The following is a 26464-nucleotide window of genomic DNA, read 5'->3' on the forward strand; positions in this document are numbered from 1 at the left end:
TTTGCGCTCGACCATGGCAATGGGTCGGAAACTGTGGTTTCATACAGTAACATCCAACCATGGCCAAAGAAAAAACCATTTACGTTTGCTCCGATTGTGGTGGCAGCAGCCCCAAGTGGCTGGGCAAATGCCCGAGCTGCAACGCCTGGAACACGCTGATTGAATCGGTCGCCGAAAGCGCGGCGCCGACCAAGAACCGCTTCGCCTCACTGGCCAAGACCTCGGAGATCGCCACTCTGGGCGACATTGATGCCGTTGACATGGCCCGCACCCCCACCGGCCACGAGGAACTGGACCGCGTGCTGGGCGGCGGCATTGTGGAGGGCGGCGTGGTGCTGATTGGCGGCGACCCCGGCATCGGGAAGTCGACCCTGCTGTTGCAGGCGCTGGATTCGCTGCAACGCAGCGGGCAAAAAACCTTGTACGTGACGGGCGAAGAAAGTGGCGCCCAGGTGGCGCTGCGTTCGCGCCGCCTCGGGCTGGACAACAGCCAGGTGAAGGTACTGGCCGAGATCCAGCTGGAGCGCATTCTCGCCACGCTCGATGCCACGCAACCCGACATCGCGGTCATCGATTCGATTCAGACGGTGTACTCGGACCAGCTCACTTCAGCACCAGGTTCCGTGGCCCAGGTGCGCGAGTGCGCAGCGCACCTGACGCGTGCGGCCAAGGCCAGCGGCGTCAGCATCGTCCTGGTCGGCCACGTCACCAAGGAAGGCGCGCTGGCCGGGCCGCGCGTGCTGGAGCACATGGTGGACACCGTTCTGTACTTCGAAGGTGACACGCACAGCAGCTTCAGATTGGTGCGCGCCATCAAGAACCGTTTTGGCGCCGTCAACGAAATCGGTGTATTCGCCATGACCGAGAAAGGCCTCAAGGGCGTGTCCAACCCGAGCGCCATTTTCCTGAGCCAGCATGCCGAGCCCGTGCCCGGCAGCTGTGTCATGGTCACGCTCGAAGGAACGCGCCCGATGCTGGTGGAAATTCAGGCGCTGGTGGACAGCGGCGGGCCATCGCCCAGGCGCTTGAGCGTGGGGCTGGACAAGGACCGTCTGGCCATGCTGCTGGCGGTGCTGCACCGCCACGCCGGCGTCGCCTGCATGGACCAGGACGTCTTTGTGAATGCCGTGGGCGGCGTGCGCATCAGCGAGCCCGCCGCCGATCTGGCGGTGTTGCTGGCCATCACTTCGTCTTTACGCGGCAAGCCGCTGCCCAAGGGATTCTTTGCGTTTGGCGAGGTGGGGCTGGCCGGCGAGGTACGGCCCGCACCGCGTGGTCAGGAGCGGCTGAAAGAAGCTGCCAAGCTGGGGTTCAGCGTGGCGGTGGTGCCCAAGGCCAATGCGCCCAAAAAGCCCATCGAGGGCCTGACCATCCATGCGGTGGAGCGGGTCGAGCAGGCGATGGAAGTGGTGCGCTCACTGCAGTAGCGCCAGCGTCGTTGCGTCATTGGTGCGATTCGACGCCTTTCATGATTTAAGAATTGCTTAATCTGTGCTCCCTACCATGGCTATCCATGGAGGTCCTATGCACATATTCAATTCAATTTCCCGCATTCTCGTTCTGACCGGCGCAGCGCTCAGCCCGCTCGCCCACGCCGTGACGCCTGCCGAACAGCTCGCCGGTTACACGGCGCAGGCCGGCACAGCGGCCCAGGCGGCACGTGGACAGCAACTGTTCACCACCACGCACGGCAAGGACTGGTCTTGTGCCTCGTGTCACAGCGCCACGCCCACCGCGGCCGGCAAACACGCCAGCACCGGCAAGGCGATCGGGGCACTGGCACCGGCCTTCAATCCCGAGCGCTTCACCGACACCGCCAAGACCGAGAAGTGGTTTCGCCGCAACTGCAACGACGTGATGGGGCGCGAATGCACTGCCGGGGAAAAAGCCGATGTGCTGGCGTTCTTGTTGACCTTCAAGCGCTGAGCCCGGTCTTCAATTCAACTGAAAGAACCCAATGAAACATTCAACTTTCAAACAACTTGCGTTGTGCGGCCTGTTGCTGGCTGGCACCAGCGCGGCCCTGGCAGATTCCAAAGGCCCCATGGTCCCGCCGCTGCCCAAATACCAGCAGGAATGCGCGGCCTGCCACATGGCCTACCCGCCCGGCATGCTGCCGGCCGCCTCGTGGACCCGCATGATGGGTTCGCTCAACAAACACTACGGCACCGACGCCTCACTGGACGAGATGAGCGTGCGCGAGATCAGTGGCTGGCTCAAAGCGAATGCAGGCACCTACAAACGGGTGAGCGAGGAGCCGCCGCAGGACCGCATCACAAAATCGGCCTGGTTCCTGCGCAAGCACAACGAGCGCGAAGTACCGCCTGCGGTCTGGAAGCGCGCCGCTGTGGGCAGCGCCTCCAACTGCGCGGCCTGCCACACCAACGCGGCGCAGGGCAGCTTCAGCGAACGTGACATCAAGATCCCGAGGTAACAAATCATGACTGATTCAACGACCAAGACAAAGGTGCTGGTGTGGGATGCCCCGGTGCGGGTGTTTCACTGGCTGCTGGTGCTGAGCTTTGCCGGCGCCTACATCACGGCCGAGAGTGAACGCTGGCGCCTGGTGCATGTGAGCCTGGGTTACACGCTGGGCGCGCTGGTGGCGTTTCGCATTCTGTGGGGCCTCATGGGTACACGCTATGCGCGCTTTGCCAGTTTTATCCGTGGCCCCGCCGCCGTGATGCGCTATGTGCGGGCCATGATGGCGGGTCGACCCGAGCACCATGTCGGGCACAACCCGGCCGGCGCCGTGGCGATCGTGCTGTTGCTGCTGCTGAGCATCGCCATCACCTTCACGGGCTGGGCCACCTACAACGAGGTCGGAGGCAACTGGCTGGAGGAATTGCATGAGGGTGCGGCGAATTTCATGCTGGCCGTGGTCGGGGTTCATGTGGCGGGGGTCGTCATCGCCAGCTGGCTGCATCGCGAAAACCTGGTGCGCTCGATGGTGACCGGCAAGAAGGAGGGCGTGCCCGAGGAAGGGATCCGTCGCCCCTGGCGTCCGCTGGCGGTCCTCATGGTGGTGGCGGTACTGGGTTTTTGGTGGCTGCAATGGCAGGGTGCACCCTCACCCATGGCATCCGCCGGGGGCAGTACGGCAGAGACGGCAAAATACGGCGCAGGTGCCCATGACGATGACGACTGATGTGTCCATGCGCAATGGCCATGCGCCCTGTCAACGGAGCATGATGGCCGGATCAACAACCTGGAACGATTGAATGCGCATTCTGCTGGCTGAAGATGACGACATGCTGGGCGATGGCCTGCGCGCCGGCCTGCGCCAGTTGGGCTTCCAGGTGGACTGGGTCCGTGACGGTGTCGCGGTCGAGCGCGAGTTGGCCTCTGGCGACTACGCGGCCGCCGTGCTGGACCTCGGGCTGCCACTGAAGGACGGAATGGATGTGTTGCAGGCCCTGCGCGCCCGCAGAATCACCACCCCGGTTCTGGTGCTGACCGCACGTGACGCCGTGCCGGACCGCATCCGTGGCCTGGACCTGGGCGCCGATGACTATGTGGTCAAGCCGGTGGATCTGCATGAACTGGGCGCCCGCCTGCGATCGCTGGTACGGCGCTCGCATGGCCAGATCCAGGGGGCCTTGCAGTGTGGCGGCGTGCTGCTGGACCCGTCAGCGCGACAGGTCAGCATGGACGGCGAGGTGGTGGCGCTGTCCACCCGCGAATTCGATCTGCTGCACGCCCTCATGCTCAGCGCCGGGCGCGTCATGTCGCGCGAACAGCTGGAGCAGCAGCTCTACAGCTGGGGCTACGAGGTCGACAGCAATGCGATCGAGGTGCACATCCACCACCTGCGGCGCAAACTGCACCCGGATGTGATCCAGACGGTGCGCGGCGTGGGCTACACCATGCGCACCCAGGACTCGCCATGAAATTGCTGCGGCGTCTGAAATCCCTGCAGGCGCGCCTGCTGGCGCTGGTTCTCACCCTGGTGACCGCGGTGTGGCTGGGTGCTGCTGCCCTGACCCTGGTTGAAGCGCGCGACGAACTGGGCGAGTTGCTCGATGGTCATTTGGCCCAAGCTGCAGCCCTGCTGGTCATGCAACAGGCCCAGGCCCACGGCGATGACGAAGACGGCGTGGCAGACGCGCCCTCGCTGCACAAGTACGCGCCCAAGGTGGCGTTTCAGGTGTACCACGAGGGCCAGCTGACGATGCGATCGGCCAACGCAGGGATGGCGCCCATGTCCGGCGATTCGCGCGGCTTTTCCACGGTGCGGCTGAGCGATGGGGCGCAATGGCGCGTGTTTGCCACGCGCGGCACTGAGAACGATGTGCAGGTGTTTGTGGGCGAACAGACCGAATCCCGCCATGACATCCTGCTGGCCGTGTTGCGCGGCATGCTGCTGCCGCTGGTCTGTACCTTGCCGCTGCTGGCGCTGCTGCTGTGGTGGGCGGTGCGACAGGGTCTGGCGCCCTTGCGACAGCTCAGCCAGGTGCTGCGGCAGCGACAAGCCCAGGCGTTGGAGCCGGTGGTGCTCACTGATGTGCCTTCTGAAATCAAACCGCTGGTTGAATCGCTCAATGCACTGTTTGAACGCATTGACGCCATGGTCGCTTCCGAGCGCCGCTTCACCGCCGACGCAGCACATGAACTGCGCACCCCGATCGCGGCCATCCGCGCCCAGGCACAGGTCGCTCTGGGTGCCGGAACCGACACCGCACAGCGCGACCATGCATTGCAGGTCACCCTGGCCGGGTGTGACCGCGCCACGCGGCTGGTCGAACAACTGCTGACGCTCGCCAGACTGGAGACCAGCCCGAATGTCCCCAACACAACGCCTAAGACCACCGATGTCACCGCCGTGGCGCGACGCGTCGCGGCCGACCTGGCGCCCACCGCGCTGGCACGCCAGCAAACGCTGGAACTCGACGCCCACGCCCCGTGCCCGATCGCTGGGGACGAGATGCTGGTCAGTGTGCTGGTGCGCAACCTGATTGACAACGCCCTGCGCTACAGCCCATCGGGTGCGCGGATTCAAGTGGGCGTGGCGAATGAATCTGGCCAGACCGTATTGCGGGTGGAAGACAGTGGCCCCGGCATGACAACCGAAGAGATGGCCCGCCTGGGAGAGCGTTTTTACCGGGTACTGGGCAACAACCAGCCGGGCAGCGGCCTGGGCTGGTCGATTGCCAGGCGGATTGCCGAAGCCTCCGGCGCGCAAGTCCAGGTGGGGCGCTCCGACCTGCTGGGGGGTTTGTCAGTCACCGTGCGGTGGCGGGGGCGCTGACCCTACGCGTTCTCCGCACGAGCTTCGACGGTGAAGCCTGACAAAATCCGGCCATGCAATTTCAAAAAATACTTGTTCCGCTGGCCAGCGCCGCCCTGCTCGTGGCGGCTCACCATTTTTATGGCTGGGCCGGTGTGGCCGTGGCGGCGGGGGCACTGGTCATGTGGCTGCTGCTGCACTTCACCCGCATGATGCAAATTCTCAAACGCGCCGCCAACCGGCCTATCGGCTTTGTGGACAGCGCCGTGATGCTCAATGCCAAGCTCCGACCGGGCGTGACACTGCTGCATGTGGTGGCCATGACCCGGTCACTGGGCGAGCTCGTCAGCCCCAAGGACACCCAACCCGAGGTGTTCCGCTGGACCGACGGCACCGAATCACGGGTGACCGGCGAGTTCTGGGGAGGCAAACTGAAAAAATGGGACCTTGTCCGCCCGCCCCAAACAGACAAGCCGCAGACGGATACCGCCATCAGCCCGGCCCCGTAAAATCGACCGTTGACTCCAACTGACACCCCACATTTCTGAAAGACACACATGAGCCCCCTACCCCCCTCCATGGCTGACCGCGACGGAAAAATCTGGATGGACGGCCAGATGGTGGAATGGCGTGACGCCAAGATCCACGTTCTGAGCCACACCCTGCACTACGGCTGCGGCGCCTTTGAGGGCGTGCGCGCTTACAACACCGTGAATGGGCCGGCGATTTTCCGGCTGCAGGAGCACACCGAGCGCCTGTTCAACAGCGCCAAGATCCTGCGCATGAAGATCCCGTTCACCCAGGACGAAGTAAACCAGGCGCAGATGGCCGTCATTCGGGAGAACAAGCTGGAGTCCGGCTACCTGCGCCCGTTGACCTGGATTGGTGACAAGAAGCTGGGCGTTAGCCCCAAGGGCAACACCATTCACCTGATGGTGGCCGCCTGGCCGTGGGGCGCCTACCTGGGCGAAGAGGGCATGAAGCGCGGCATTCGCGTCAAGATTTCCAGCTACACCCGCCACCACGTCAACATCACCATGACGCAGGCCAAAGCCGTGAGCAACTACACCAACTCGATCCTGGCCAACATGGAAGCCACCGACGACGGCTACGACGAAGCCATGCTGCTGGACTCCAGCGGATTTGTCAGCGAAGGTGCCGGCGAGAACGTGTTTGTGGTCAAGAACGGCGTCGTCTACACGCCCGACCTGTCGGCCGGCGCGCTGAACGGCATTACCCGCAACACGGTGCTCCATATCTGCAAGGATCTGGGGCTGGAACTGGTGCAAAAACGCATCACCCGTGACGAGGTCTACATCTGCGACGAGGCCTTCTTCACCGGCACCGCCGCTGAGGTGACGCCGATTCGCGAGCTGGATCGCATCGAGCTGGGTAAAGATGACTATGTGGGCAGCCGTGGCCCGATCACCGAGAAAATCCAGAGCGCGTTCTTTGACATCGTCAATGGCCGCAATCCCAAATATGCCCATTGGCTCACGAAAGTTTCCGCATGAGCAAGAACCCCATTGAACTGCTGGCCAAAGACCTCAATGCGCAAGGTGGCGTGTTTTGCCCCAGCCCGCTGGCCGACATGAAGATCTGGGACGGCCACCCGAAGGTCTACCTCGACGTGGCCCACACCGGTGAGGCCAAGTGCCCCTATTGCGGCACCGTCTACAAGATGAAGGCTGGCGAACACTTCGGTGGGCACCACTGAATCGCTGATCATCGCGCCCCAGTGGATTGGGGATGCGGTGATGACCGAGCCGCTGCTGCGACGATTGAGGGCGCGCGGCGAACGCCTCACGGTAGGCGCGCTTCCCTGGGTGGCGCCGGTCTACCGGGCCATGCCGCAGGTTGCCGAGGTCATTGAGTTTCCATTCGCTCATGGCGGTCTGCAATTCAAGGCCCGACGCGGTCTGGCCAAGCAGCTGGATAAGCGGTTTGACATCGCTTATGTCTGCCCCAACTCGCTGAAAAGCGCCCTGCTGCCATTTCTGGCCGGCATCCCGAAACGGGTGGGCTATCTGGGCGAGGCGCGGGTTGGCCTGCTGACCCACCGCCTGAAAAACCCACCCAAAGCCAAACGCCCGCCGATGGTGGCGTTTTATTCAGCGCTCAGCGGCGAGACCGACGTCGCAACCGACCGCCCGCAGCTGCACCTAGACGCCAGCGCCATTGAGCAGGCGTTGGCCGCCATGGGCTTGCAGCGCGACGCCTATTACGTATTTGCGCCGGGTGCCGAGTTCGGCCCGGCCAAACGCTGGCCCGCAAGCCATTTTGCCGATCTGGCCCGGCGTCTGGACCTGCCGGTGGTGCTGTTGGGATCGGCAAAGGAATATGCGCTGTGTGAAGAGATTGCCGCACCGGTGAACGCCGAACAGCCGGGCAAATGCCTCAATTTTGCAGGAAAAACATCGTTAGCCCACGCATTCAGTGCGATAGCCGCGACAAAAACCATAGTGAGCAACGACTCCGGCCTGATGCACGTCGCGGCCGCTTTTGGCGTTCGCCAGGTCGCCATCTTCGGCTCCAGCAGCCCGTTGCACACGCCGCCCCTGAATGACGGGGCCACCGTGCTGTGGCTCAAGAACGAGCCCACCTACCAGCCACCGCTGGACTGCGCGCCATGTTTTGAGAGGGAATGCCCGCTCGGGCATACGCGCTGCCTGGTGGACATCAATCCGATCCAAGTGCTGGAAAAAATATAGTCTTCCATGGCGAATGGTCGGGGTAAGGGATGTATTGGACAACGATCCCTGCCAAATCTGGCCTGCTGCCCGTGGCCGTTAAGCAACTGAACGTACGGTGGCGCACAGACAGCCAGCGTGAAGGCTGTCATCATTCAGCATGAGGAATTTATTGACGCCTTCACTCGTCCGAAATGGACAGGCAAGAAGGACGTCAGAAACCTTCACGAATGCCGTAACCACAATGGGGAGATTCAAATGAAGTACCTTGCAGTTTTGCTGAGCTCGATGATGCTGGTTGCCTGCGGCGGTGGAGGCGGCTCGGTCAGTTCTGACGCCTCATCGTCCTCGGCGGCCGCGTCTTCCGGCGTATCGCCCGCGAGTGTCTATCTCTCGCAGTATGAGGGCGTGTGGCGGCAAGATTGTGTTGCCCACATGCGATTGACGAGAACGAACACTGCAACGGGCAGCGACACCTTCTCTGTCACGACCAAGCAAGAGTACTTCGACAACGCAGACTGTACAGGTGCGTTGGTCGCAACGGGTGGCTTCGGTCAGCCAGACGAAACCGTCCGCTTCACGGCAACATTGACAGACGCCACCGTCCAATTAACGCCAAGCGAAACCATCGTAGCCGCCGTTGATCCGGCAACCTCCGTCTTAGCCGTGGCGCCCTTTACCTTCACAGGTAGTGGCGTGGTGTCGACTAGCTCTGCTCTCGGCACGACATTTGCTCGCATTGAATACGCTAACGGAGATTTCGTGGTCGCCCAAGGCCTGGCATTGACGGGCCAAACCACCAAGGGCGCACTGATGATACGGAATGGGGAGTTGCTCGCCCTCGTGCCGATTGGAACGTCTACGACGTCATTCCAGGTGAATCGTCGATATATTCGCTGATTGATCTGCTGGATCCGCTGCTTTGGCAGCAAGGTAGCACGGTCAGGGTTGACGAAGCTGAACGATGCGCCGGCCACAAAGGGCGTTAGCATCTCGATAGCGCGCTTGGAGAAATCGACGACGCCCGTCAAAACACGCCAGGCGATTGCTATTAATAAAGTAGCTGCCAGCGCACATTTCACGGGGGCCAGAGGCCAATTCATCGAAAAAAAAGCCACCCGGAGGTGGCTTTATAAAGTTCCCGAAGGAACGTCGTTGGAACTTGGAAATGCTTGAATACCCGTTTATCCATTCACCGGGCTCCAACACCTGATCACTGTGACAGCAGTTGGTGCAACTTTACAGAGCATTGAGAGGTCATGCCATCCCACATTTGGGGGATATGGCCTGGTATTTTGTAAAAATCTGTATCGTTTTGCGACATTTACATTTTTTGATTTGCTGTCAAAGGTAACTCAACGACAAAACAGGCGCCGCCGTCGGGACGGTTTTCGCAATACACGGTGCCGCCGTGACGCAGGGTGATGGACTTCACCAGGGCCAAGCCCAGTCCGACACCGCCATCGCGCTCGGTTGCCCCCGGCAAGCGGTAAAAAGGCTCGAAGATGCGCTCACGCAGTTCCGGTGGAACACCCGGACCCCGGTCACACACGCGAATCACGGCCTGACCATCGGTTTTGCCCAGCGTCACGGTGATGTCACCCACCGCATGGCGGCGGGCATTCTCAAGCAGGTTACGCACGACGCGGCGCAGCAGTTTGGCGACGCCCTGCACCTGCAAGGCAGAGTCACCGGCCTCCCTGCCCTTGAGAGCCGCCGGGTCGGGCGTCAACTGGACATCCAGCTCGGCGCCCATCCGCGCAGACTCCTCGGCCACCAGCCCAATCAGGTCAATCAACTCAATCGTGCCCAGGTCTGACTCACGGGCGTCGAGCCGGCTCGCCAGGAGAATCTCCTCGATCAACTGGTCCAGTTCGGCGATGTTCTGCTCTATTTCGTGCTTGAACGAGGAGGACGTGGCCGGGCCCATGAGCTCCAGCCCCATGCGAATGCGTGTGAGGGGGGAGCGCAGTTCATGCGAGGCGTTCGCCAACAGCGATTTCTGGGAAGCCAGCAAGGTCTCATGCGACTTCACCAGGGTCTCGATGCGTTCGGCGGCAATGTTGAATCGTTTGGCCAGAAACGCCACCTCGTCCTGTCCCGTCTCGGGAATGCGAACGGACAAATCGCCCGCGCCCCATTGTTCAACCCCTTGCTGCAACCCCTCCAGACGGCGTGTGAGCTTGCGAATGATCGGGTAGGTCGCCAGCGCCACGGCCACTCCCACCAGCGACAGCGTCCAGAAGAAACCAAACGGAGGCCGGCTCCAGGCCGACTGCGGCGGACGCGGCATGTGCATGTGCAGCGTCTGACCGTCCTGCATGCGCACCATGAACTCGGGGCCGCTGCCGTACTTGCCGCGCGGACTGGGCGCGGGTTCACCCTCCTCGGGCTCATCTGCCGGGCGGCCGGCCCGGCCGGCGCCCGGCGGGCGCATCAGGCGCGCATGGCCACTGCCGATGACTTGCCCCGCTTCGTTGCGAATCACCACCTCGCGCAGTGGCGGCTCGGCCGTAAGCCGCCAGGCCCATCCCACCAGGAATGTCAGCACGGCAACAGCCAGCACCACGGCCAGCCAGATACGCACATACAGTTTCTTGAAGAACATGGTCAGTCTTGCTGGCGGGCAAATACATAGCCGACACCGCGCACCGTGAGAATGCGCTTGGGCGTTTTGGGATCCACCTCAATCGCGGCGCGGATGCGGCCCATGTGCACGTCGATGGAGCGGTCAAAGGCGTCCAGCTCACGGCCACGCACGGCTTCCATGATCTGGTCCCGCGTAAGCACGCGGCCAGCGCGTTCGGCCAAGGCCACCAGCAAGTCAAATTGGTAAGAGGTCAGATCGCAGGCCTGAGCCCCCACACTGACGGTACGGGCGTCGCGGTCAATCTCAAGCGTGCCAAAACGCAATTGCCGGCCAACCTGGGGCGGACCCTCCACGCGCCGACGCAATACAGCACGAATGCGCGCCAACAACTCGCGCGGCTCGAACGGTTTGGGCAGATAGTCGTCGGCGCCAATTTCCAGCCCGATGATGCGGTCCATCGGGTCGCCTTTGGCAGTCAGCATCAGCACCGGCACTTGAGCCAGGGCGCCGGGCAGCGCCCGGATGCGGCGGCACACCTCGAGACCATCCATGTCAGGCAGCATCAGGTCCAGTATCACGAGATCGGGTGGACTGGCCTGCAAGGCAGCCAGCCCACTCTGGGCGTCACCGGCATGGCTCACCACGAACCCGGACTGGCCAAGGTACTCGACCACCATCCGGGCCAGACGGGCGTCGTCTTCGATCATCAGCAGGTTTTGGCTCATGGGGGCAGTCTAGGGCAGGGCCCCATCAAGCGCTTGAAGCGGCGGTAAAGTTAAGTAAATGGGCACTAGCTGCCAGAGGCTGATGGCGGCAAAGCGAGAGGCTGAACACCCCATATCTCGCTGGCGTATTCACGGATCGTGCGATCGGAAGAAAACGCACCCATGCCGGCCACATTGAGAATGGCGCTGCGCGTCCATGCCGCTGGCCGCCGATAGAGGTCGTCCACCTTGTCCTGATAGTCACAATAATCCGCATAGTCTGCCAACAACTGGTAGTGGTCGGACTCCAGCAGCGCGTTGACCACATCACGGTAGCGATCGGGTTCCTCGGGCGAGAACGCGCCTTCGGCCAGACGGTCAATGGCGCACTTCAGCTCAAAGTTGTCCTCGTAGTAGTCCCGCGGCCGATAACCATAACCGCGCAGTTCGGCCACTTTCTCGGTGCGATTGCCAAAGACAAAAATATTCTCCAGACCCACGTTGTTGGCGATCTCGATGTTGGCGCCATCCCAGGTACCGATGGTGAGCGCACCGTTGAGGGCAAACTTCATGTTGCCGGTGCCGGACGCTTCCGTCCCGGCAGTTGAAATCTGCTCCGACAGGTTGGCGCCCGGAATGATGATTTCAGCCAGGGACACGCGGTAATTGGGGATAAACACCACCCGAAGCCGCCCCCCCGTGCGCGGATCGTTGTTGATCACGCGTGCCACATCATTGATCAGGCGGATGATCAGCTTGGCCATGTAGTAGGCAGATGCCGCCTTGCCGGCAAAGATCACGGTCCGCGGGACCCAGTCGGCCTGCGGCTGGGCCAAGATGCAGTGGTAGCGCGTGATGATATGCAGCACATTGAGCAGTTGCCGCTTGTACTCATGCATGCGCTTGGCCTGGACATCGAACAGACTCTCCGGGTCCACCACGACGCCCGGATTGCGCGCGATCATGTCGGCCAGCCGGCGCTTGTTGTGCTGCTTGGCAAGTTGAAAGCTGTTTTGAAACTCCGGCTCATCGGCAAGCTCTCGCAGCTTGGCCAACTGATCCAGATCACGCCGCCAGTCGGGGCCGATACGGCTGTCAATCAGGGCGGAAAGGGATGGGTTGGCCTGCGACAACCAGCGGCGCGGGGTGATGCCATTGGTTTTGTTGCAGAAGCGTTCCGGGTACATCTGCACAAAATCGGAAAAGATGGTGTCCACCATCAGCTTGCTGTGCAAGTCAGAGACGCCATTCACCTTGTGACTGGCCAGCACCGACAGGTTCGCCATGAGCACGCGCCGCACGCCGCGTTCTTCGATCAGGGAAATGCGGCGCAGCAAGGCGTTGTCTGAAGGAAACCGTCGATGCACCTCGGCCAAAAAGCGGGCGTTGATCTCGTAGATCAGGCCCATGTGCCGTGGCAGCATGCGGGTCAGCAACTCGACCGGCCAGGACTCGAGTGCCTCCTCCATCAGGGTGTGATTGGTATAGGAAAAAATGCGGGTGCACAAACCCCACGCGGTCGCCCAGTCGAGCTGGTGCTCGTCCAGCAGCAGTCGCATCAGTTCGGGCACCGCAAGGGCCGGGTGCGTGTCGTTCAGATGAATGGCGACCTTGTCCGCCAGTTGCTCAAATTCCGTGTGATTCCGGAGGTAGCGCCACAGAATGTCCTGCAACGAAGCGCTGACAAAGAAGTACTCCTGCCGCAAGCGCAATTCGCGTCCATGCTCGGTACGGTCGTCCGGGTACAGCACACGCGACACGTTTTCAGACTGGTTTTTTTCCTCGACCGCCTGGATGTAGTCGCCCCGGTTGAACGCATCCAGGTTCACCCCGCCACTGGCACGTGCCGACCAGAGACGCATGGTGACCACGCTGCGCATCTTGTGGCCGGGCACGCCACTGTCGTAGGCCGTGGCAATGACATCCTCGGTGTCCAGCCACAGCGAGTGGCCATTCTGGGGCACCAAACGCCCGCCAAAACGTATGGTGTAGCTCGATTCCGGGCGCATGAATTCCCACGGATAGCCATTGACCAGCCAGTAGTCCGGCTCCTCCACTTGCTGACCATGCTCAATACGCTGGGCAAACATGCCATATTCGTAACGAATGCCATAGCCCATGCCGGGCAGGCCCAAGGTCGCCATCGAGTCCAGAAAACAGGCGGCCAGGCGGCCCAGGCCTCCATTGCCCAGGCCGGCATCGGGCTCCAGGTCAATCAGGGCATCGAAATCGGCGCCCAGTTGGGCGCAGGCCTGGCGGACCGGTTCGTAGATGTCTGCCGCCAGCATGGCGTTGGTCAACGCACGTCCGGTGAGAAACTCCATCGACAGGTAATACACCCGCTTGGCATCCTGGTCTTCCACCTGGGCCCGGGTCTCGCGCCAGCAGTCCATGATGCGGTCCCGCACCGCATAAAAAACGGCGAACAGCCAGTCGCGCTGCGTCGCCGAGCGCAGGTCCTTGCCAACTGCGTAAACCAGTCGATTGGCGATGGACCGCCGCAGCGCCTCGACGGTGTTGACGCGCTTGTCATATTCAAATGCTCCGAGCGAGGACATGCTCAAACTCTCCTGAAGGATGTGCTCACACCGGATTTTGCACCTGCCCGCAAGGACTGATACATGGCAACGTAGTGCCGGGCCGAAGCCAGCCAGTCAAACCGCAACCCCATCCCCCGCCTCTGGACTGCCGCCCATTCATCAGGACGGCGGAACAGGACAAATGCCCGCCGCAAGGCACTGGACAAGCCCTGCCCGCCCGAATCATCGAATACAAAACCGGTGGCACTGCCGTCATCCAGATTCTCCAGTGTGCAATCGACGACGGTGTCGGCCAGACCACCGACGCGGCGCACCAGAGGCAGCGTGCCGTAACGCAAGCCATAAAGCTGGGTCAGGCCACAGGGCTCAAACGCCGAGGGAACAAGAATGACATCGGCGCCCGCGACAATGGCATGGGCGGTCGCTTCGTCGTAGCCAATGCGCACACCGACCTGGCCGGGATATTGGATAGCCGCATCAACAAACGCCTGCTCCAGCGCAGCGTCTCCCTGGCCGAGCAGCGCCAGTTGCCCACCGCGCTGAACCAGTTCGGCCATCAATGGCGGTAACAAATGCAATCCCTTCTGCTCGGTCAGCCGGCTCACCACACCAAACACCAGGGCGTTCGCACGTTGCTCAAGTCCGAGCTCAGTTTGAAGCGCGCGCTTGGCCAGGGATTTATTCGCGAGTGTGTCAAGGTCGTAATGGGTCGCCAGCAAAACAGCCGTAGCCGGACTCCAGACCTGGTAATCCACCCCATTGAGGACGCCTGACAGCAAATTGGCACGCTGACGCAACAGGCCATCGAGCCCGCAGCCCTGTGGCTCAGACAGTATTTCCCGCGCATAGGTCGGGCTGACCGTGGTGATCCGGTCAGCGTAGGTGATGGCCGCCTTCATGAACGACACCTGACCAAAGAACTCCAGGCCGTCCACGTCAAAGCAGGCTGCTGGCAGGCCCAATTGCGGGAATACAGCCGCCGGGAAAAGGCCCTGGTAGGCCAGATTGTGAATGGTGAATACGGTCGAGGGTGCGGCGCGGCCCGCGTCGGCAAAGGCGCGGACATAGGCAGGGGCCAGGCCAGTGTGCCAGTCATGGCAGTGAATGACATCGGGCACCCAGTCCGGGTCGAGTCCCTGGCCCAGGGTGGCGGCGGCCCATCCCAGTGCTGCAAAACGCAGTGCGTTGTCGCCCCACTCTTTGCCATCCGGGCCAAGGTACGGATTGCCCGGGCGCTCATACAAAGCGGGCGACTGCACCAGATACAGCGGCAGCGCGAGGCCCGGCAGGGTCGCCAGCGCCACATCGGTAGCAGGCAGCGCCGGAGCTCTGCCCCAGGGCATCGGGCCGTCTGGCAACAGGGAAACCAGCCGTGTCGAAGCAGCGGCACGGGCGATGGCGGGGAAGGCTGGCATCAGGATGCGCACGTCGCATCCCAGGGCCCGCAGCGCCGGCGGCAGGCCCGCACCCACGTCTGCCAGCCCACCTGTCTTGAGAAACGGGAACAGCTCAGCGCATACGTACAAGACCTTCACGCCGGCTTCTCCCCTAACGCTTTCACCATGGCACTCGTCACCAGCACCACGCCATCCGGGCTGCGGATAAAGCGCCGTGCATCGTCGGCTGCATTGAAGCCAATCGTCGTGCCTGCAGGAATCCGGCAACCCTCGTCAATCACCACTTTGCGCAAACGGCAATGGCGCCCGACGTCCGCGCCAGGCAGAATGACAGCCTCTTCAACGCTGCTGAAGGAATGAATGCGGACGCCTGTGAACAACACGGATCGCCGCACCACAGAACCTGACACAATGCAGCCGCCAGCCACCAGGGAATCCACCGCCATGCCGCGACGCCCGTCGTCATCGAAGACGAACTTGGCTGATGGCAAGGTGGGCTGGTAGGTCCAGATCGGCCACTCCTGGTCGTATAAATCGAGTTCGGGAATGGTCGCCGTCAGATCGATGTTGGCAGCCCAGTAGGCATCGACGGTGCCAACATCGCGCCAATAGGAGGGTGCTTCGGGGCTGGTTTTGACACACGACATGTCAAACGGATGGGCGATCGCGTTGCCCTGCGCCACCACGGCGGGAATCAGGTCCCGGCCGAAGTCGTGGTTGGATGACGGATTCTTGACATCCGCCTCCAGTGCTGCAAAAAGATATTCGGAATTGAATATGTAAACCCCCATGCTGGCCAGCACGCGGCCCGGCCGGCCCGGCATCGCCTGGGGGTGGGCCGGCTTCTCTTCAAAGCCGGTGACGCGGCGATTGGCATCGACCGTCATGACGCCGAATGCCGAGGCCTCAGCCACGGGGACTTCAATGCACGCCACGCTGCATGGCCCACCCTGTGCGACATGGTCCTCGATAAAACGGGCGTAATCCATTTTGTAGACATGGTCGCCCGCAAGTATCAGGATGAATTTGTGGCGATGACTGCCGAGGATGTCCAGATTCTGATAAACCGCGTCGGCTGTTCCCCGGTACCACGACGCTTCATCGACACGTTGTTGCGCCGGCAGCAAATCAATGAACTCGTTGAACTCGTTGCGAAGGAACGACCAGCCATGCTGCAAATGGCGCAACAAGCTATGGGACTTGTACTGGGTCAGGACGCCAATCCGGTGTACGCCCGAATTCAGGCAGTTGGACAGCACAAAATCGATGATGCGGAATTTGCCGCCAAAGTGCACGGCGGGCTTGGCGCAGTGTTCGGTCAGGGCCTGCAGTCGTGACCCACGGCCACCCGCAAGTACCAGGGCAATCGTTTGGCGTACAGGTTGATGAAGGTCACCGTCTTTCATAAAACACCTCGCAAGCAAAAGAGATTGGTCAGTCAGGCCGTCATTGGCAGGTTGCGACCATGCGCGCGCGTAAGGTCCGCCAGGCGTCGGGTCGGGTCATCACGCACCTGATGCCATTCAAAACGCCATTGCCAGCACCCCTGCGCCACACCGGGCGTGTTCATGCGGTGATTGCCGTCCAGACCCAATACATCCTGCAGGGGGAAAACCACTGTGTTGGCCACCGACTGCGAAATGGATTGCATCATGGCCCAGTGAATTTCAGTATCCACCAGCGGTCCGAGATAGCTGCGGGCGGCGTGCCGCTCCGCAGCGCTGGCCGTCTGCCACCAGCCCAGCGACGTGTCGTTGTCATGCGTGCCTGTGTAGGCCACCGTATGCGCCTCGAAATTGTGCGGGAGATAAGGGTTGGCAGGCGTGTCGCCAAAAGCAAACTGCATCACCCGCATGCCTGAAAAACCGCATTCCTGGCGCAAGGCGGTCACGGCCGGCGTGATGACACCCAGGTCTTCCGCGATGATGGGCAAGGGTGTCCCAGGCCCGTGCTGGCCCACAATCGTGGCGAGGGCATCGAACAATACTTTTCCGGGGCCGTGGCGCCAGTGACCGGCTGCCGCCGTGGGCTGAGCCGCAGGGATCTCCCAATACGACTCGAAACCACGGAAGTGGTCGAGCCGAACGCCATCCACCAGCGCCAGCAAATGGGTGACTCGGGCCTTCCACCAGTCAAAACCGTCCTCGGCCATGGCGTCCCAGCGGTACAGGGGGTTGCCCCAGCGCTGTCCTGTGTCACTGAAATAATCAGGGGGAACGCCAGCCACCACTGTTGGCTCACCATGCTCGTCGAGATGAAACTGGTCCTGGTTGAGCCACACATCGGCGCTGTGATGTGCTACAAAAATAGGGGCATCACCCACAATCGAGATGCCGCGCACACGCGCATATTCCCGCAAGTGTTGCCACTGCACAGTGAAACGCCACTGGATGAAGCTGAAGAAAGCCAGGTCGTCAGCCATCCGCCCCCCGGCCTCTGCCAGGGCAAGGGGGTCACATTGCGCCAGCGCTTCGGGCCACTGCGTCCAGGGCTTGCCATGCTGCGCTTCAAGGGCCATGAAAAGTGCATAGCCTTCCAGCCAGTACGCCTGGTGTGCACGAAATTTTTCAAACTCGGTCCAGTCAGATGGCTGCGCCTGACGCAGAAACCCCTGCCAGGTTTCACGCAAGCGCTCCATGCGGTACGGCACCAGGCGGTCAAAATCGCAGTGGCCGGGCGCAAACGTGGCATCGGATCTGGGTGACAGCCAGCCGCAGCGTACAAATTCATTCAGATCGACCAGCAAGGGATTGCCGGCGAAGGTCGATGGGCTGTGATAGGGCGAGTTGCCCGGCCCCACCGGAGACAGCGGCAATATCTGCCACAACCGCTGACCGGCCGACACCAGCCAGTCCACAAAATGGTAGGACTCTGCCCCCAGGTCACCTGAGCCATGTGCCCCGGGGAGAGAGGTGATATGCAGCAGCACGCCACTGGTGCGCTGCGAAAAGAGGGGCGTATTCACGACGCTCATGGGTGTTGTAACGCAAGCGGCAAGACAGGGACATCCAGGATCTGGACCATCCCGGCCACCGAACGGGGCGGGAGTCTGACTTTTTCAACGCATGTGCTGGCCAAGGCCCACCTGACCTTCGGCAACACCAGGGCCGCAGCGCTGTCCAGAACATGCCGCCAGCGCCCCGGTGGCAACACAAAATGCAGCGATTCACTGGCGGCATGAAACATCAATAGCCAGCGCTCTGTCGGCAGCCTGCCTTCATCGGCGACCTCAATCAGGCAGGCAAAACTGCGGGACTGCGCATCTTCCCAGTCGTCCGTCGTCAGATCAGTTCCGTCGGGGTTGCGCCAGGCGATGTCGGCCCCCCCCGTGAACCAGCGCGCGTGGCGTAGCGCCGCGTGGGCATGGCGCAGATGAATCAGCCCGGCGACAAAATCGGTGAGGGCGGGGTCCGCGCCCGGCCAGTCCAGCCAGGTGGTCTCGTTGTCCTGGCAGTAGGCGTTGTTGTTGCCGCTCTGGGAATGCCCTGACTCATCGCCCGCCAGCAACTGCGGAATGCCCTGGGAGCAGAGCAGCGTCGTCAACAAGGCGCGCCGCCATTGCCCGCGCACGGCCTGCACCGATTCGTCGTGCGTGGGCCCTTCCACCCCCGCGTTGGCACTGAGATTTTGGTGATGACCGTCACGGTTGTTTTCACCGTTGGGCCCATTGTGTTTGTGGAGATAAGACGTCAAATCGGCCAGCGTCATCCCATCGTGCGCAGTGATCAGATTGATGCTGGCAAGCGGGCTGCGTCCGCCATGATCAAAGTAATCGCTTGACCCCGTCAGTCGCCGCGCAAAGTCGCCGCGCGTGCAGTCATGCCCCAGCCAGAAGGCGCGGGTGGTGTCGCGAAATCGGTCGTTCCATTCATGCCAGCCAACGGGGAAGCGACCCAGCTTGTAACCGTCCGGCCCCACATCCCAGGGCTCGGCAATGCACTTGACCCCCGCCAGCACCGGGTCCTGGGCCATGGCCGTCAGCAGGTCGGATACCGGGTGAAACCTGTGATGAAGAACCGGGTCGCGCCCCAGCGCCGTCGCCAGATCGAAACGAAAGCCATCGACCCCGAAGGCCTGCACCCACCAGCGCAGACTGTCCATCACCAGTTGCACGGCGCAGGGTTGTGCCAGATTGAGGGTGTTGCCACAGCCACTGAAATTCAGGTATTGGCCCGCATCGTCAAGCGCATACCAGCTGGCATTGTCCAGGCCGCGCCAGCTCAACGTGGGACCAAAGGTATCGCTCTCGGCGCTGTGGTTGTACACCACGTCCAGCACCACCTCCAGCCCGTGCCGGTGCAGCTGGTCCACCATATGCCGGAACTCCGCGCGGTCATCTGCGTACAAACCACTGGCATAGCCGGGTTCGGGAATGAAGTAACCCAAGGTGTTGTAGCCCCAGTAATTGCGCAGCCCTTTTTTGAGCAGGTGGGCCTCGGTGATGTGCAGCTGCACCGGCAACAGGCACAGCGTTGTGATACCCAGGCGCCGGTAGTGCGCCAGCATCGGTGCGCTGGCCAGACCGGCGTAGCGTCCGCGCAGGGCGGGCGGCACATCAGGGTGGCGCTGCGTCAGCCCTTTGACATGCGCTTCATACAGCACCGTGCGTGCCAGCGGCAGCCTTGGCCCGGGTGCGATTGCGGCGCCGGCCTGCGACTCGGTTACTAGATTAAGGACCCGGGCTTTGGGAATACGGGCCGCGTTGTCGACCGGATCCGGCAAGGCGTCCAGCACGGTTGCACCGTCTGCGGGTTGGCCCAGGTAGTCGCGCTCCAGCGCGAGGAGCTGTGTATCTCCAGCCACAGCGCGCGCGAAAGGGTCAAGCAGCAATTTGGCCGGGTTGAAACGTTGTCCGTGCGCTGGCTGATAGGGCCCGTGCGCGCGCAGCCCGTAGAGTTGCCCGACGCCCAGGCCTGCCACGAAGCCATGCCAGACACCGTTGGTACACGCCGGCAAGGAAAGCCGGGCAGTCTCCGGCCCGTCCTGCGCGTCAAACAGGCACACTTCCACGCGTTCGGCATGGCGCGAATAGACGGCGAAATTCACGCCTTGCCGACCCTGCAGGGTTGCGCAGCTTGCCCCCATCGGCCAGACCTGCCCCGGTTCGCATGAGACTGCTGCGGCCAGCGCCTCCTGCCGATTCATGGCGCTGCACCTGGCTCCAGCCACAGCACGCCCAATGGTGGCAGGCTCAACACCAAAGAGCTTGCATGACCCTGCCAGGGTACCCGCTCGGCGACCAGCCCAGAACCATGTCCGGGATCGTTCCCAACGTCGCTGCCCCCGTAACATGCCGCGTCGGTGTTGAGGACTTCCTTCCAGACACCGCCCTGCGGCACGCCCAGGCGGTAGCCATGCCGCACAACAGGCGTCATGTTGCAGACCACGACGATTTGCTGGGCAGCCGTCAGGCCATAACGCGCGAAGCTGAACACCGACTGCGCCCGATCCTGTACGTCGATCCAGCCAAATCCCTCGGGCTCGTCGTCGCGCCCATACAGCGCCGGGTGGCCGCGATAGAAGTGATTGAGGTCGCGCACCAGTCGCTGCACACCCGCGTGGTCCGGCTTGTCCAGCAGGTGCCAGTCGAGTTCAGCGTCGTGATTCCATTCGCGGATCTGGGCCAGCTCGCTGCCCATGAACAGCAGCTTCCGGCCGGGATGGGCGTACATCAGTGCATACAGGGCACGCAGATTCGCCCTCTTCTGCCATGGGTCACCCCACATCTTGCTGTACAGCGAGCCTTTGCCATGCACCACTTCATCGTGCGACAGCGCCAGCACAAAATGCTCGCTGTACGCATACATCATTGCGAAACTGATGCGGTCATGGTGATAGGGTCGATGGACCGGGTCCAGCGCGAAATACGACAGCGTGTCATGCATCCAGCCCAGATTCCACTTGTAATGAAAGCCCAGCCCCCCCATCCAGGGCGGCGCCGTCACACCAGGAAATGCGGTGGACTCTTCTGCCACCGTGATCGCGCCGGGCGCTTCCTGGCCCAGGACGCGGTTGACCTCCCGCAGGAAATCCATCGCCTCGTAATTCTCGCGGCCGCCATCCCGGTTGGGAATCCATTCACCTTCGGGGCGACTGTAGTCGCGGTACAGCATGGATGCCACCGCATCGACACGCAAACCGTCAACGCCATAGCGCTCGACCCAGAACAGCGCATTGCCGACCAGAAAATTGCGAACCTCGTTGCGGCTGTAGTTGTAGATCAACGTATTCCAGTCGCGGTGAAAACCTTCGCGCGGGTCGGCATGCTCAAACTGCGGCGTGCCGTCGAACCGGGCCAGCGCATGGGCATCGGCGGGAAAATGGGCCGGCACCCAGTCCAGCAGTACCTGCAAACCGGCATCGTGCGCGGTCGCGACAAAGTGGCGAAAAGCCTCAGGGGTGCCATAGCGCGCCGTCGGCGCATACAAGCCCGTGGGCTGGTAACCCCACGAGCCATAGAACGGATGCTCGTTCACGGGCATGAGTTCGATATGGGTGAACCCCATGTCCACAACATAGGGGACCAGGGTTCGGGCCAGATAGTCCCAATCCGGCAAGTGACCGTCGGGGCGGCGCCAGGAACCCACATGCACCTCGAAAATGGCCATGGGGCCATTCAGGGCGTTGGCGCGAGCGCGCTGCCCGGGTGGTCGCAGCACCGGATCGGGCAGCCGCATCACCATGCAGGCATGGCCTGAGCCGCGCTCGGTGCGCAGCGCATAGGGATCCGTCTTGAGGACGTGCAGGCCATCGGCCCCCAGCACGGCAAACTTGTACAGCGCGCCCTCGGCGACGCCTGGAACAAAGATTTCCCACGCACCGCACGCGGCGTGCCGGCGCATCACATGCTGTTGCGCGTCCCAGTGGTTGAAGTCCCCCACGACGGATACCCGCTTCGCATTCGGCGCCCAGACGGCAAAAACAGTGCCTGCCACGCCATCCCGGGAGACCGGATGCGCACCCAGCTTTTCCCATGGCCGCAGATGCCGGCCTTCAGCCAGCAGCCAGACATCTGTCTCGCCCAGCCAGGGCTCATTGCGATGGAGAGTTTCGGCACTCTGCGACATGGGACTGCGTAGCAGAGGCCGTTACGCGCCCGAGGTCGCGCTAAGGGCTTTTGACTCTGCCTGCCAGCCAGACGAGCAACAGCACCGGCACACCCAGCGTGGCAGTGGCAACGAAGAAATACTGATAGCCAAAAGCGTCAACATAGCGGCCCGAATAGCCCGCCAAGAATTTGGGAGCCAGTAACATCATTGAGCTGAATATCGCGTATTGGGTGGCCGAGTAGTTGAGGTTTGTCAAACTCGATAGATATGCAATGAATGCCGCCGAGGCGATGCCGCTGGAAAGGTTGTCGGCCGAAATCACGAAGATGAGCGCCGTCACATCATGCCCCCGGGTCCCCAGCCAGGCAAACAGCAGATTGCTGGCGGCACTCAATATGGCGCCCAGCATCAACACCCGCATCACGCCCAGCCGCATCGACAGCACGCCGCCGACAAAAGCACCGGCCAGGGTCATGATGACCCCGTAGATCTTGGTCACCGCCGCCACTTCATCCTTGGTGTAACCCATGTCGACATAAAACGGGTTGGCCATGATGCCCATCACCACGTCACTGATGCGGTAGATGGCGATCAGCCCCAGAATGAGCAGCGCCTGTTTGCCGTAGCGGCGCAGAAAGTCAGCAAAGGGCTCCACCAGCGCGCCGTGCAGCCATTCCAGCGCATTTTTCGGCGTTGGCATCGGACGATGATGGGGCTCGGGCGAGAGCAGTACCGTCAGCATTCCGAGCAACATGCTGGCCGCCATCACCAGATAGGCGGTTTGCCAGGCGCCGTGCTGGTAGTCCGCCACCCCAGCCACTTCAGCGCGGGCGGCAATCCACAGCACACCGGCGCCGGCCCAGATCATGGCGAGGCGGTAGCCGGTCTGGTACGCCGCCGCAAGCGCCGCCTGGCGATCCGTGTTGGCCGACTCAATGCGAAACGCATCCAGTGCAATGTCTTGCGTCGCCGAGCCGAAGGCCACGGCCAAGGCACCCCAGACCACGGGCTGGAGCGCGACCCGGGGGTCATTGAACGACATGGCCACCAGGCCAACCATGACCGCCAGTTGTGCCAGCAGGAGCCAGCTGCGCCGGCGCCCGAGCCAGCGCGTCAGCAGCGGGATGGGCATGCGGTCCACCAGCGGCGCCCAAGCCCACTTGAAGGCATAGGCCAGTCCCACCCAGCTCAGATAGCCGATGGTGGTGCGGTCAATGCCCGCCTCGCGCAACCAGAAGCTCAGGGTGCCCAGCACGAGCAGCAAGGGCAGACCGGCAGAAAACCCCAGCAGCAACATGCGCACCGTGGGTGGCTCCAGGTAAACCTTGAAAGTGGCTATCCAGGAGGGCTTGATTTGGCGGGTGTCGGAGGCACTTGATGTCATGCGGGAATAATACGCGCAGCCCTGTGTCATTCCTTGAGGCCCATCATGCACATCACCCACTTTTCCCCCCTATCCCTGCCCCGCCGGCTGATACTGCAGGGCATCGCCGTCTTGCTGGCACTGTCACCTGCCGCTGCTCCACTGGCGATCGCCCGCGAAGGTATCGACGTGGGCGGCAACTCGGCATTCAGCAACCTGGTCCCGGCCGAAGACGTGGAGCGCTCCGCGGGACAGCAATATGCGCAGATGCTGCAACAGGCCGCCGCCAAAAACACACTGGGGGCCAAGGACCACCCCCAGGTGCGGCGCCTGCGTGCCATTGGCACCAATATCATTCCATTTGCCGTCGCGTGGAACCCGCGGGCCAGGAACTGGCGCTGGGAGATCAACCTGATTGGCGGCAAGCAAATCAACGCTTTTTGCATGCCGGGTGGCAAGATCGCGTTCTACAGCGGGATTCTGGATCAACTCAAATTGACGGATGACGAAGTGGCCATGGTGATGGGCCACGAAATTGCGCATGCTCTGCGTGAGCACGCCCGGGAACGCATGGGCAAGAACGCCGCAACCGGCATCGGCGCCAGCCTGCTGAGCCAGGTGTTCGGTTTTGGGCAACTTGGGCAAACGCTGACCAACTACGGCGCCCAATTGCTGACGCTGCAGTTCAGCCGCGAAGACGAATCCGAAGCCGACCTCGTCGGTATGGAACTGGCCGCGCGCGCGGGTTACAACCCCCGGGCAGCCATCACGCTATGGCAAAAAATGGGGGCCGCCAACAAAGGCGCGCCGCCCCAGTGGTTGTCGACCCACCCTTCTGGCAACTCCCGCATTACCGATATTGAAATGAACCTGCCCAAGGTAATGCCGCTGTATGAGCGTGCGAAAAGGGGGTAGATGGCGATCATCACCGCGCGGTGGCGGTATCAGGTCCCACCGACATACGGGTTGTTTTGACGTTCACGTCCGAACGTGCTCTCCGGCCCATGGCCGGGGATAAATACGGTAGCGTCGCCCATGGGCCACAGGCGCTGGACGATGCTGGCAATGAGCGTGCCCTGGTCGCCCTGCGGGAAATCGGTACGGCCAATGGACCCGGCAAACAGCACATCGCCCACAAAAGCACGTCCGATCTCCGGCGAATGAAACACCACATGGCCGGGCGTGTGGCCGGGGCAGTGACGCACCTGCAGCGTGCAATGACCCACCGTGACCGTGTCCCCGTCAACCAGCCAGCGCGTGGGTGTAAAGGCATCCGCATGAGGAAATCCAAACATCTTGCTCTGCTCGGGCAGGCCCTCAATCCAGAACTGGTCCGCCCGATGCGGGCCAATGATGGGCAGCTTGAGTCTGCTTGCCAGTTCGGCTGTGCCGCCCGCATGGTCAATGTGGGCATGGGTCTGCCAAATCTGCGTCAAGGTCAAACCATGGCGCCTGATTTCCGCCAGCAGCAGGTCAAGATCGCCACCAGGATCGATGACGGCAGCCTGCAGAGTCTCATCGCACCAGACAATAGAGCAGTTTTGCTGGAAGGCAGTAACGGGGATGGTGATGTAGCGCAGCATATTCCCTGAGTTATTTTGGCACCCAGCCCCCGTAGACAGTGGGCAAGCAGCTACAAATTAGATAGCATTTTTGTTCATGATCGGCGTGTATCTCGAGAACTTTTCATCCTTTCAGATGAACGCCAAGAACGCCAGAGTGACCAGATCAAGACGGCTTTGCCAAGGCCCTCATCAGGCCTTGCGCAAGACACCGATTTTATGCGGAGACTTCCCGCACGCCCGTCCTCGCCCCGATTCCGGCTAACGCAGGGCCTTGCCCGCCATCCGCAGGATGTCGTCCAGCGGATTTCCATCCCCGTTCATGTCAAGCATGGAGGCCAGCCCCGGCGCAGCAGCGCCTGACGTGGCGCTGCCGCCACCCAGGCCGCCGAGCAGCCCTCCCAGCAGGCCACCCAGTCCGCCGCCTGTTGAGGATGGCTGCGCTGCGGCGTCGACACCCTGTCGCTTCGCCATGTAGCCTGCGACCATCATCGCCAGCATGGGCAGCATCTTCTTGAGCAGCGACGGGTCGAGCCCCGACTGCGCCGCGGCATCTTGAGCCACCTCACGGCTCACGTCCTTGGAGCCGAAGATCTGTCCAAGCACCTGGTTGCCCTGACTGACATCGGTCGGCTGCGATCCCAGCACCTGATCAAGCAGACTGCCACCGCCAAGTTGCCCAAGCAGGCCGCCGAGCCCTTCAACGCCCGTCGGCTGCGCTTGGGCCTGCTTTTTGAAGCCGCCGAGTATCGCCGGGATAAGCGCCGCGGCGCCGCTCGCTGCCTGGTTTTCAGTGACGCCCAATTCCTGCGCCATCGATTGAAGGCCGCCCATCTGGGCGAGGATGTCTGTGATCTGCATGAGCCTGCTCCTTGAGTTTGAGATTACGCCGATGGCTCAGTCCAGGAGGTCCTTGGGGACATTGCCGCCGTTGGCGGCGATGCGCGCGAGCACCATCTTGTGCAGCCATATGTTCATCTGCGCCGAATCCCCCATCAGGTTCGCCGGGCAGCCCAGTTCAGCGGCCAATTCCTTGCGCGCCCCAAGACTGCTGTCGATGTCGAGGAGTTTCAGCAAATCGACAATGGAGGTCCGCCAGTTCAGCTTCTGCGGGTTCGCCGCCGCTTTCTGCTCCAGCTGTGCCACGACATCAACGACTGCGATCGGTGCAGGGGCAGCAGCGGCCGTGCCCGCAGCCGTACCCGCAGCTGCCGCTGCGGCTGCATCGGTGGGTGATGGAGCCGCAGCCGCGCTACCGATGCCCAGCTTTTCAAGTATCTTGCTGAAGAATCCCATGGTGTCCTCCTTGAGTGGTTTGTGTGACGCCACGCCCCTGCCGGAT

The 26464-nt window shown here is 62.2% G+C and carries 24 protein-coding genes; 12 read left to right on the top strand and 12 right to left on the bottom strand.

The features are described from left to right. Window positions 1–59: 59 nt before the first annotated feature. From radA to Q7T10_RS12200, 11 genes are all read left to right on the top strand, one after another. Window positions 60–1427, top strand: coding sequence for a DNA repair protein RadA (radA, locus tag Q7T10_RS12150; RefSeq protein ID WP_304748517.1), 1368 nt, complete (start codon window positions 60–62; stop codon window positions 1425–1427). Between the two features lie 97 nt (window positions 1428–1524). Further along, window positions 1525–1926 (top strand): DUF1924 domain-containing protein, encoded by a 402-nt coding sequence (locus Q7T10_RS12155; protein ID WP_304748519.1) that lies wholly within the window; start codon window positions 1525–1527, stop codon window positions 1924–1926. 31 nt (window positions 1927–1957) lie between these two features. Beyond that, window positions 1958–2434 carry a diheme cytochrome c gene (locus tag Q7T10_RS12160; RefSeq protein ID WP_304748520.1) on the top strand — a complete coding sequence of 159 codons (477 nt, stop codon included), beginning with the start codon at window positions 1958–1960 and terminating at the stop codon, window positions 2432–2434. A 6-nt stretch (window positions 2435–2440) separates the two neighbouring features. Further along, window positions 2441–3148, top strand: coding sequence for a cytochrome b/b6 domain-containing protein (locus Q7T10_RS12165; protein ID WP_304748521.1), 708 nt, complete (start codon window positions 2441–2443; stop codon window positions 3146–3148). Window positions 3149–3221: 73 nt separating this feature from the next. Continuing rightward, window positions 3222–3890, top strand: coding sequence for a winged helix-turn-helix domain-containing protein (locus tag Q7T10_RS12170; RefSeq protein WP_304748523.1), 669 nt, complete (start codon window positions 3222–3224; stop codon window positions 3888–3890). Further along, window positions 3887–5248, top strand: a complete 1362-nt coding sequence (locus tag Q7T10_RS12175) for an ATP-binding protein (protein WP_304748525.1) — start codon at window positions 3887–3889, stop codon at window positions 5246–5248. The genes Q7T10_RS12170 and Q7T10_RS12175 overlap by 4 nt, the downstream gene beginning before the upstream one ends. Before the next feature lie 53 nt (window positions 5249–5301). Beyond that, window positions 5302–5736 carry a glycerate kinase gene (locus Q7T10_RS12180; RefSeq protein WP_304748527.1) on the top strand — a complete coding sequence of 145 codons (435 nt, stop codon included), beginning with the start codon at window positions 5302–5304 and terminating at the stop codon, window positions 5734–5736. Window positions 5737–5784: 48 nt separating this feature from the next. Further along, window positions 5785–6741, top strand: a complete 957-nt coding sequence (locus Q7T10_RS12185; RefSeq protein WP_304748529.1) for a branched-chain amino acid transaminase — start codon at window positions 5785–5787, stop codon at window positions 6739–6741. Further along, window positions 6738–6944: a zinc-finger domain-containing protein gene (locus Q7T10_RS12190; RefSeq protein ID WP_304748530.1), complete on the top strand. Its 207-nt coding sequence runs from the start codon at window positions 6738–6740 to the stop codon at window positions 6942–6944. The genes Q7T10_RS12185 and Q7T10_RS12190 overlap by 4 nt, the downstream gene beginning before the upstream one ends. Beyond that, on the top strand, window positions 6931–7938 hold the full coding sequence (gene waaF / locus Q7T10_RS12195) for a lipopolysaccharide heptosyltransferase II (RefSeq protein WP_304748532.1): 1008 nt from the start codon (window positions 6931–6933) through the stop codon (window positions 7936–7938). Before Q7T10_RS12190 ends, waaF begins: the two co-directional genes overlap by 14 nt. 117 nt (window positions 7939–8055) lie before the next feature. Next, entirely contained in the window at window positions 8056–8817 is a 762-nt protein-coding gene (locus tag Q7T10_RS12200; protein WP_304748534.1) for a hypothetical protein, read from the top strand. Between the two features lie 424 nt (window positions 8818–9241). Here Q7T10_RS12200 and Q7T10_RS12205 read toward each other — a convergent pair whose 3' ends face one another. The 9 genes from Q7T10_RS12205 to Q7T10_RS12245 all read right to left on the bottom strand — a co-directional run bounded on the left by Q7T10_RS12205 (window position 9242) and on the right by Q7T10_RS12245 (window position 23581). Continuing rightward, entirely contained in the window at window positions 9242–10525 is a 1284-nt protein-coding gene (locus Q7T10_RS12205; RefSeq protein WP_304748536.1) for a HAMP domain-containing sensor histidine kinase, read from the bottom strand. Between the two features lie 2 nt (window positions 10526–10527). Then, on the bottom strand, window positions 10528–11232 hold the full coding sequence (locus Q7T10_RS12210) for a response regulator (protein ID WP_304748537.1): 705 nt from the start codon (window positions 11230–11232) through the stop codon (window positions 10528–10530). A gap of 65 nt (window positions 11233–11297) precedes the next feature. After that, window positions 11298–13769 (bottom strand): glycogen/starch/alpha-glucan phosphorylase, encoded by a 2472-nt coding sequence (locus Q7T10_RS12215; RefSeq protein WP_304748539.1) that lies wholly within the window; start codon window positions 13767–13769, stop codon window positions 11298–11300. 2 nt (window positions 13770–13771) lie between these two features. Then, complete coding sequence (glgA, locus tag Q7T10_RS12220) at window positions 13772–15286, bottom strand: glycogen synthase GlgA (protein ID WP_304748541.1); 1515 nt, start codon at window positions 15284–15286, stop codon at window positions 13772–13774. Next, window positions 15283–16554: a glucose-1-phosphate adenylyltransferase gene (gene glgC, locus Q7T10_RS12225; RefSeq protein ID WP_304748542.1), complete on the bottom strand. Its 1272-nt coding sequence runs from the start codon at window positions 16552–16554 to the stop codon at window positions 15283–15285. The genes glgA and glgC overlap by 4 nt, the downstream gene beginning before the upstream one ends. A gap of 32 nt (window positions 16555–16586) precedes the next feature. Beyond that, window positions 16587–18122, bottom strand: a complete 1536-nt coding sequence (malQ, locus tag Q7T10_RS12230) for a 4-alpha-glucanotransferase (RefSeq protein ID WP_304748543.1) — start codon at window positions 18120–18122, stop codon at window positions 16587–16589. Continuing rightward, window positions 18119–20293: a glycogen debranching protein GlgX gene (gene glgX / locus Q7T10_RS12235; protein WP_304748545.1), complete on the bottom strand. Its 2175-nt coding sequence runs from the start codon at window positions 20291–20293 to the stop codon at window positions 18119–18121. Before glgX ends, malQ begins: the two co-directional genes overlap by 4 nt. Beyond that, window positions 20290–22215, bottom strand: a complete 1926-nt coding sequence (gene glgB / locus Q7T10_RS12240) for a 1,4-alpha-glucan branching protein GlgB (RefSeq protein ID WP_304748547.1) — start codon at window positions 22213–22215, stop codon at window positions 20290–20292. The genes glgX and glgB overlap by 4 nt, the downstream gene beginning before the upstream one ends. Window positions 22216–22255: 40 nt before the next feature. Continuing rightward, complete coding sequence (locus Q7T10_RS12245; RefSeq protein ID WP_304748548.1) at window positions 22256–23581, bottom strand: MFS transporter; 1326 nt, start codon at window positions 23579–23581, stop codon at window positions 22256–22258. A gap of 45 nt (window positions 23582–23626) precedes the next feature. Between Q7T10_RS12245 and Q7T10_RS12250 the strand changes: the two genes are divergently transcribed. Continuing rightward, window positions 23627–24475: a M48 family metallopeptidase gene (locus Q7T10_RS12250; RefSeq protein ID WP_304748550.1), complete on the top strand. Its 849-nt coding sequence runs from the start codon at window positions 23627–23629 to the stop codon at window positions 24473–24475. A gap of 29 nt (window positions 24476–24504) precedes the next feature. On the opposite strand, the gene Q7T10_RS12255 is transcribed toward Q7T10_RS12250, so the two are convergent. From Q7T10_RS12255 to Q7T10_RS12265, 3 genes are all read right to left on the bottom strand, one after another. Further along, a complete protein-coding gene (locus Q7T10_RS12255; protein WP_304748552.1) occupies window positions 24505–25143 on the bottom strand; it encodes an MBL fold metallo-hydrolase in 639 nt (212 codons plus the stop codon). A 240-nt stretch (window positions 25144–25383) separates the two neighbouring features. Then, entirely contained in the window at window positions 25384–25983 is a 600-nt protein-coding gene (locus tag Q7T10_RS12260; RefSeq protein ID WP_304748553.1) for a DUF937 domain-containing protein, read from the bottom strand. A gap of 36 nt (window positions 25984–26019) precedes the next feature. Next, window positions 26020–26418 (bottom strand): DUF3597 domain-containing protein, encoded by a 399-nt coding sequence (locus Q7T10_RS12265; protein WP_304748555.1) that lies wholly within the window; start codon window positions 26416–26418, stop codon window positions 26020–26022. Window positions 26419–26464 lie beyond the last annotated feature (46 nt).

The organism is Rhodoferax sp., assembly GCF_030646845.1.
In the GTDB taxonomy this organism is placed as follows: Bacteria; Pseudomonadota; Gammaproteobacteria; order Burkholderiales; family Burkholderiaceae_C; genus Rhodoferax.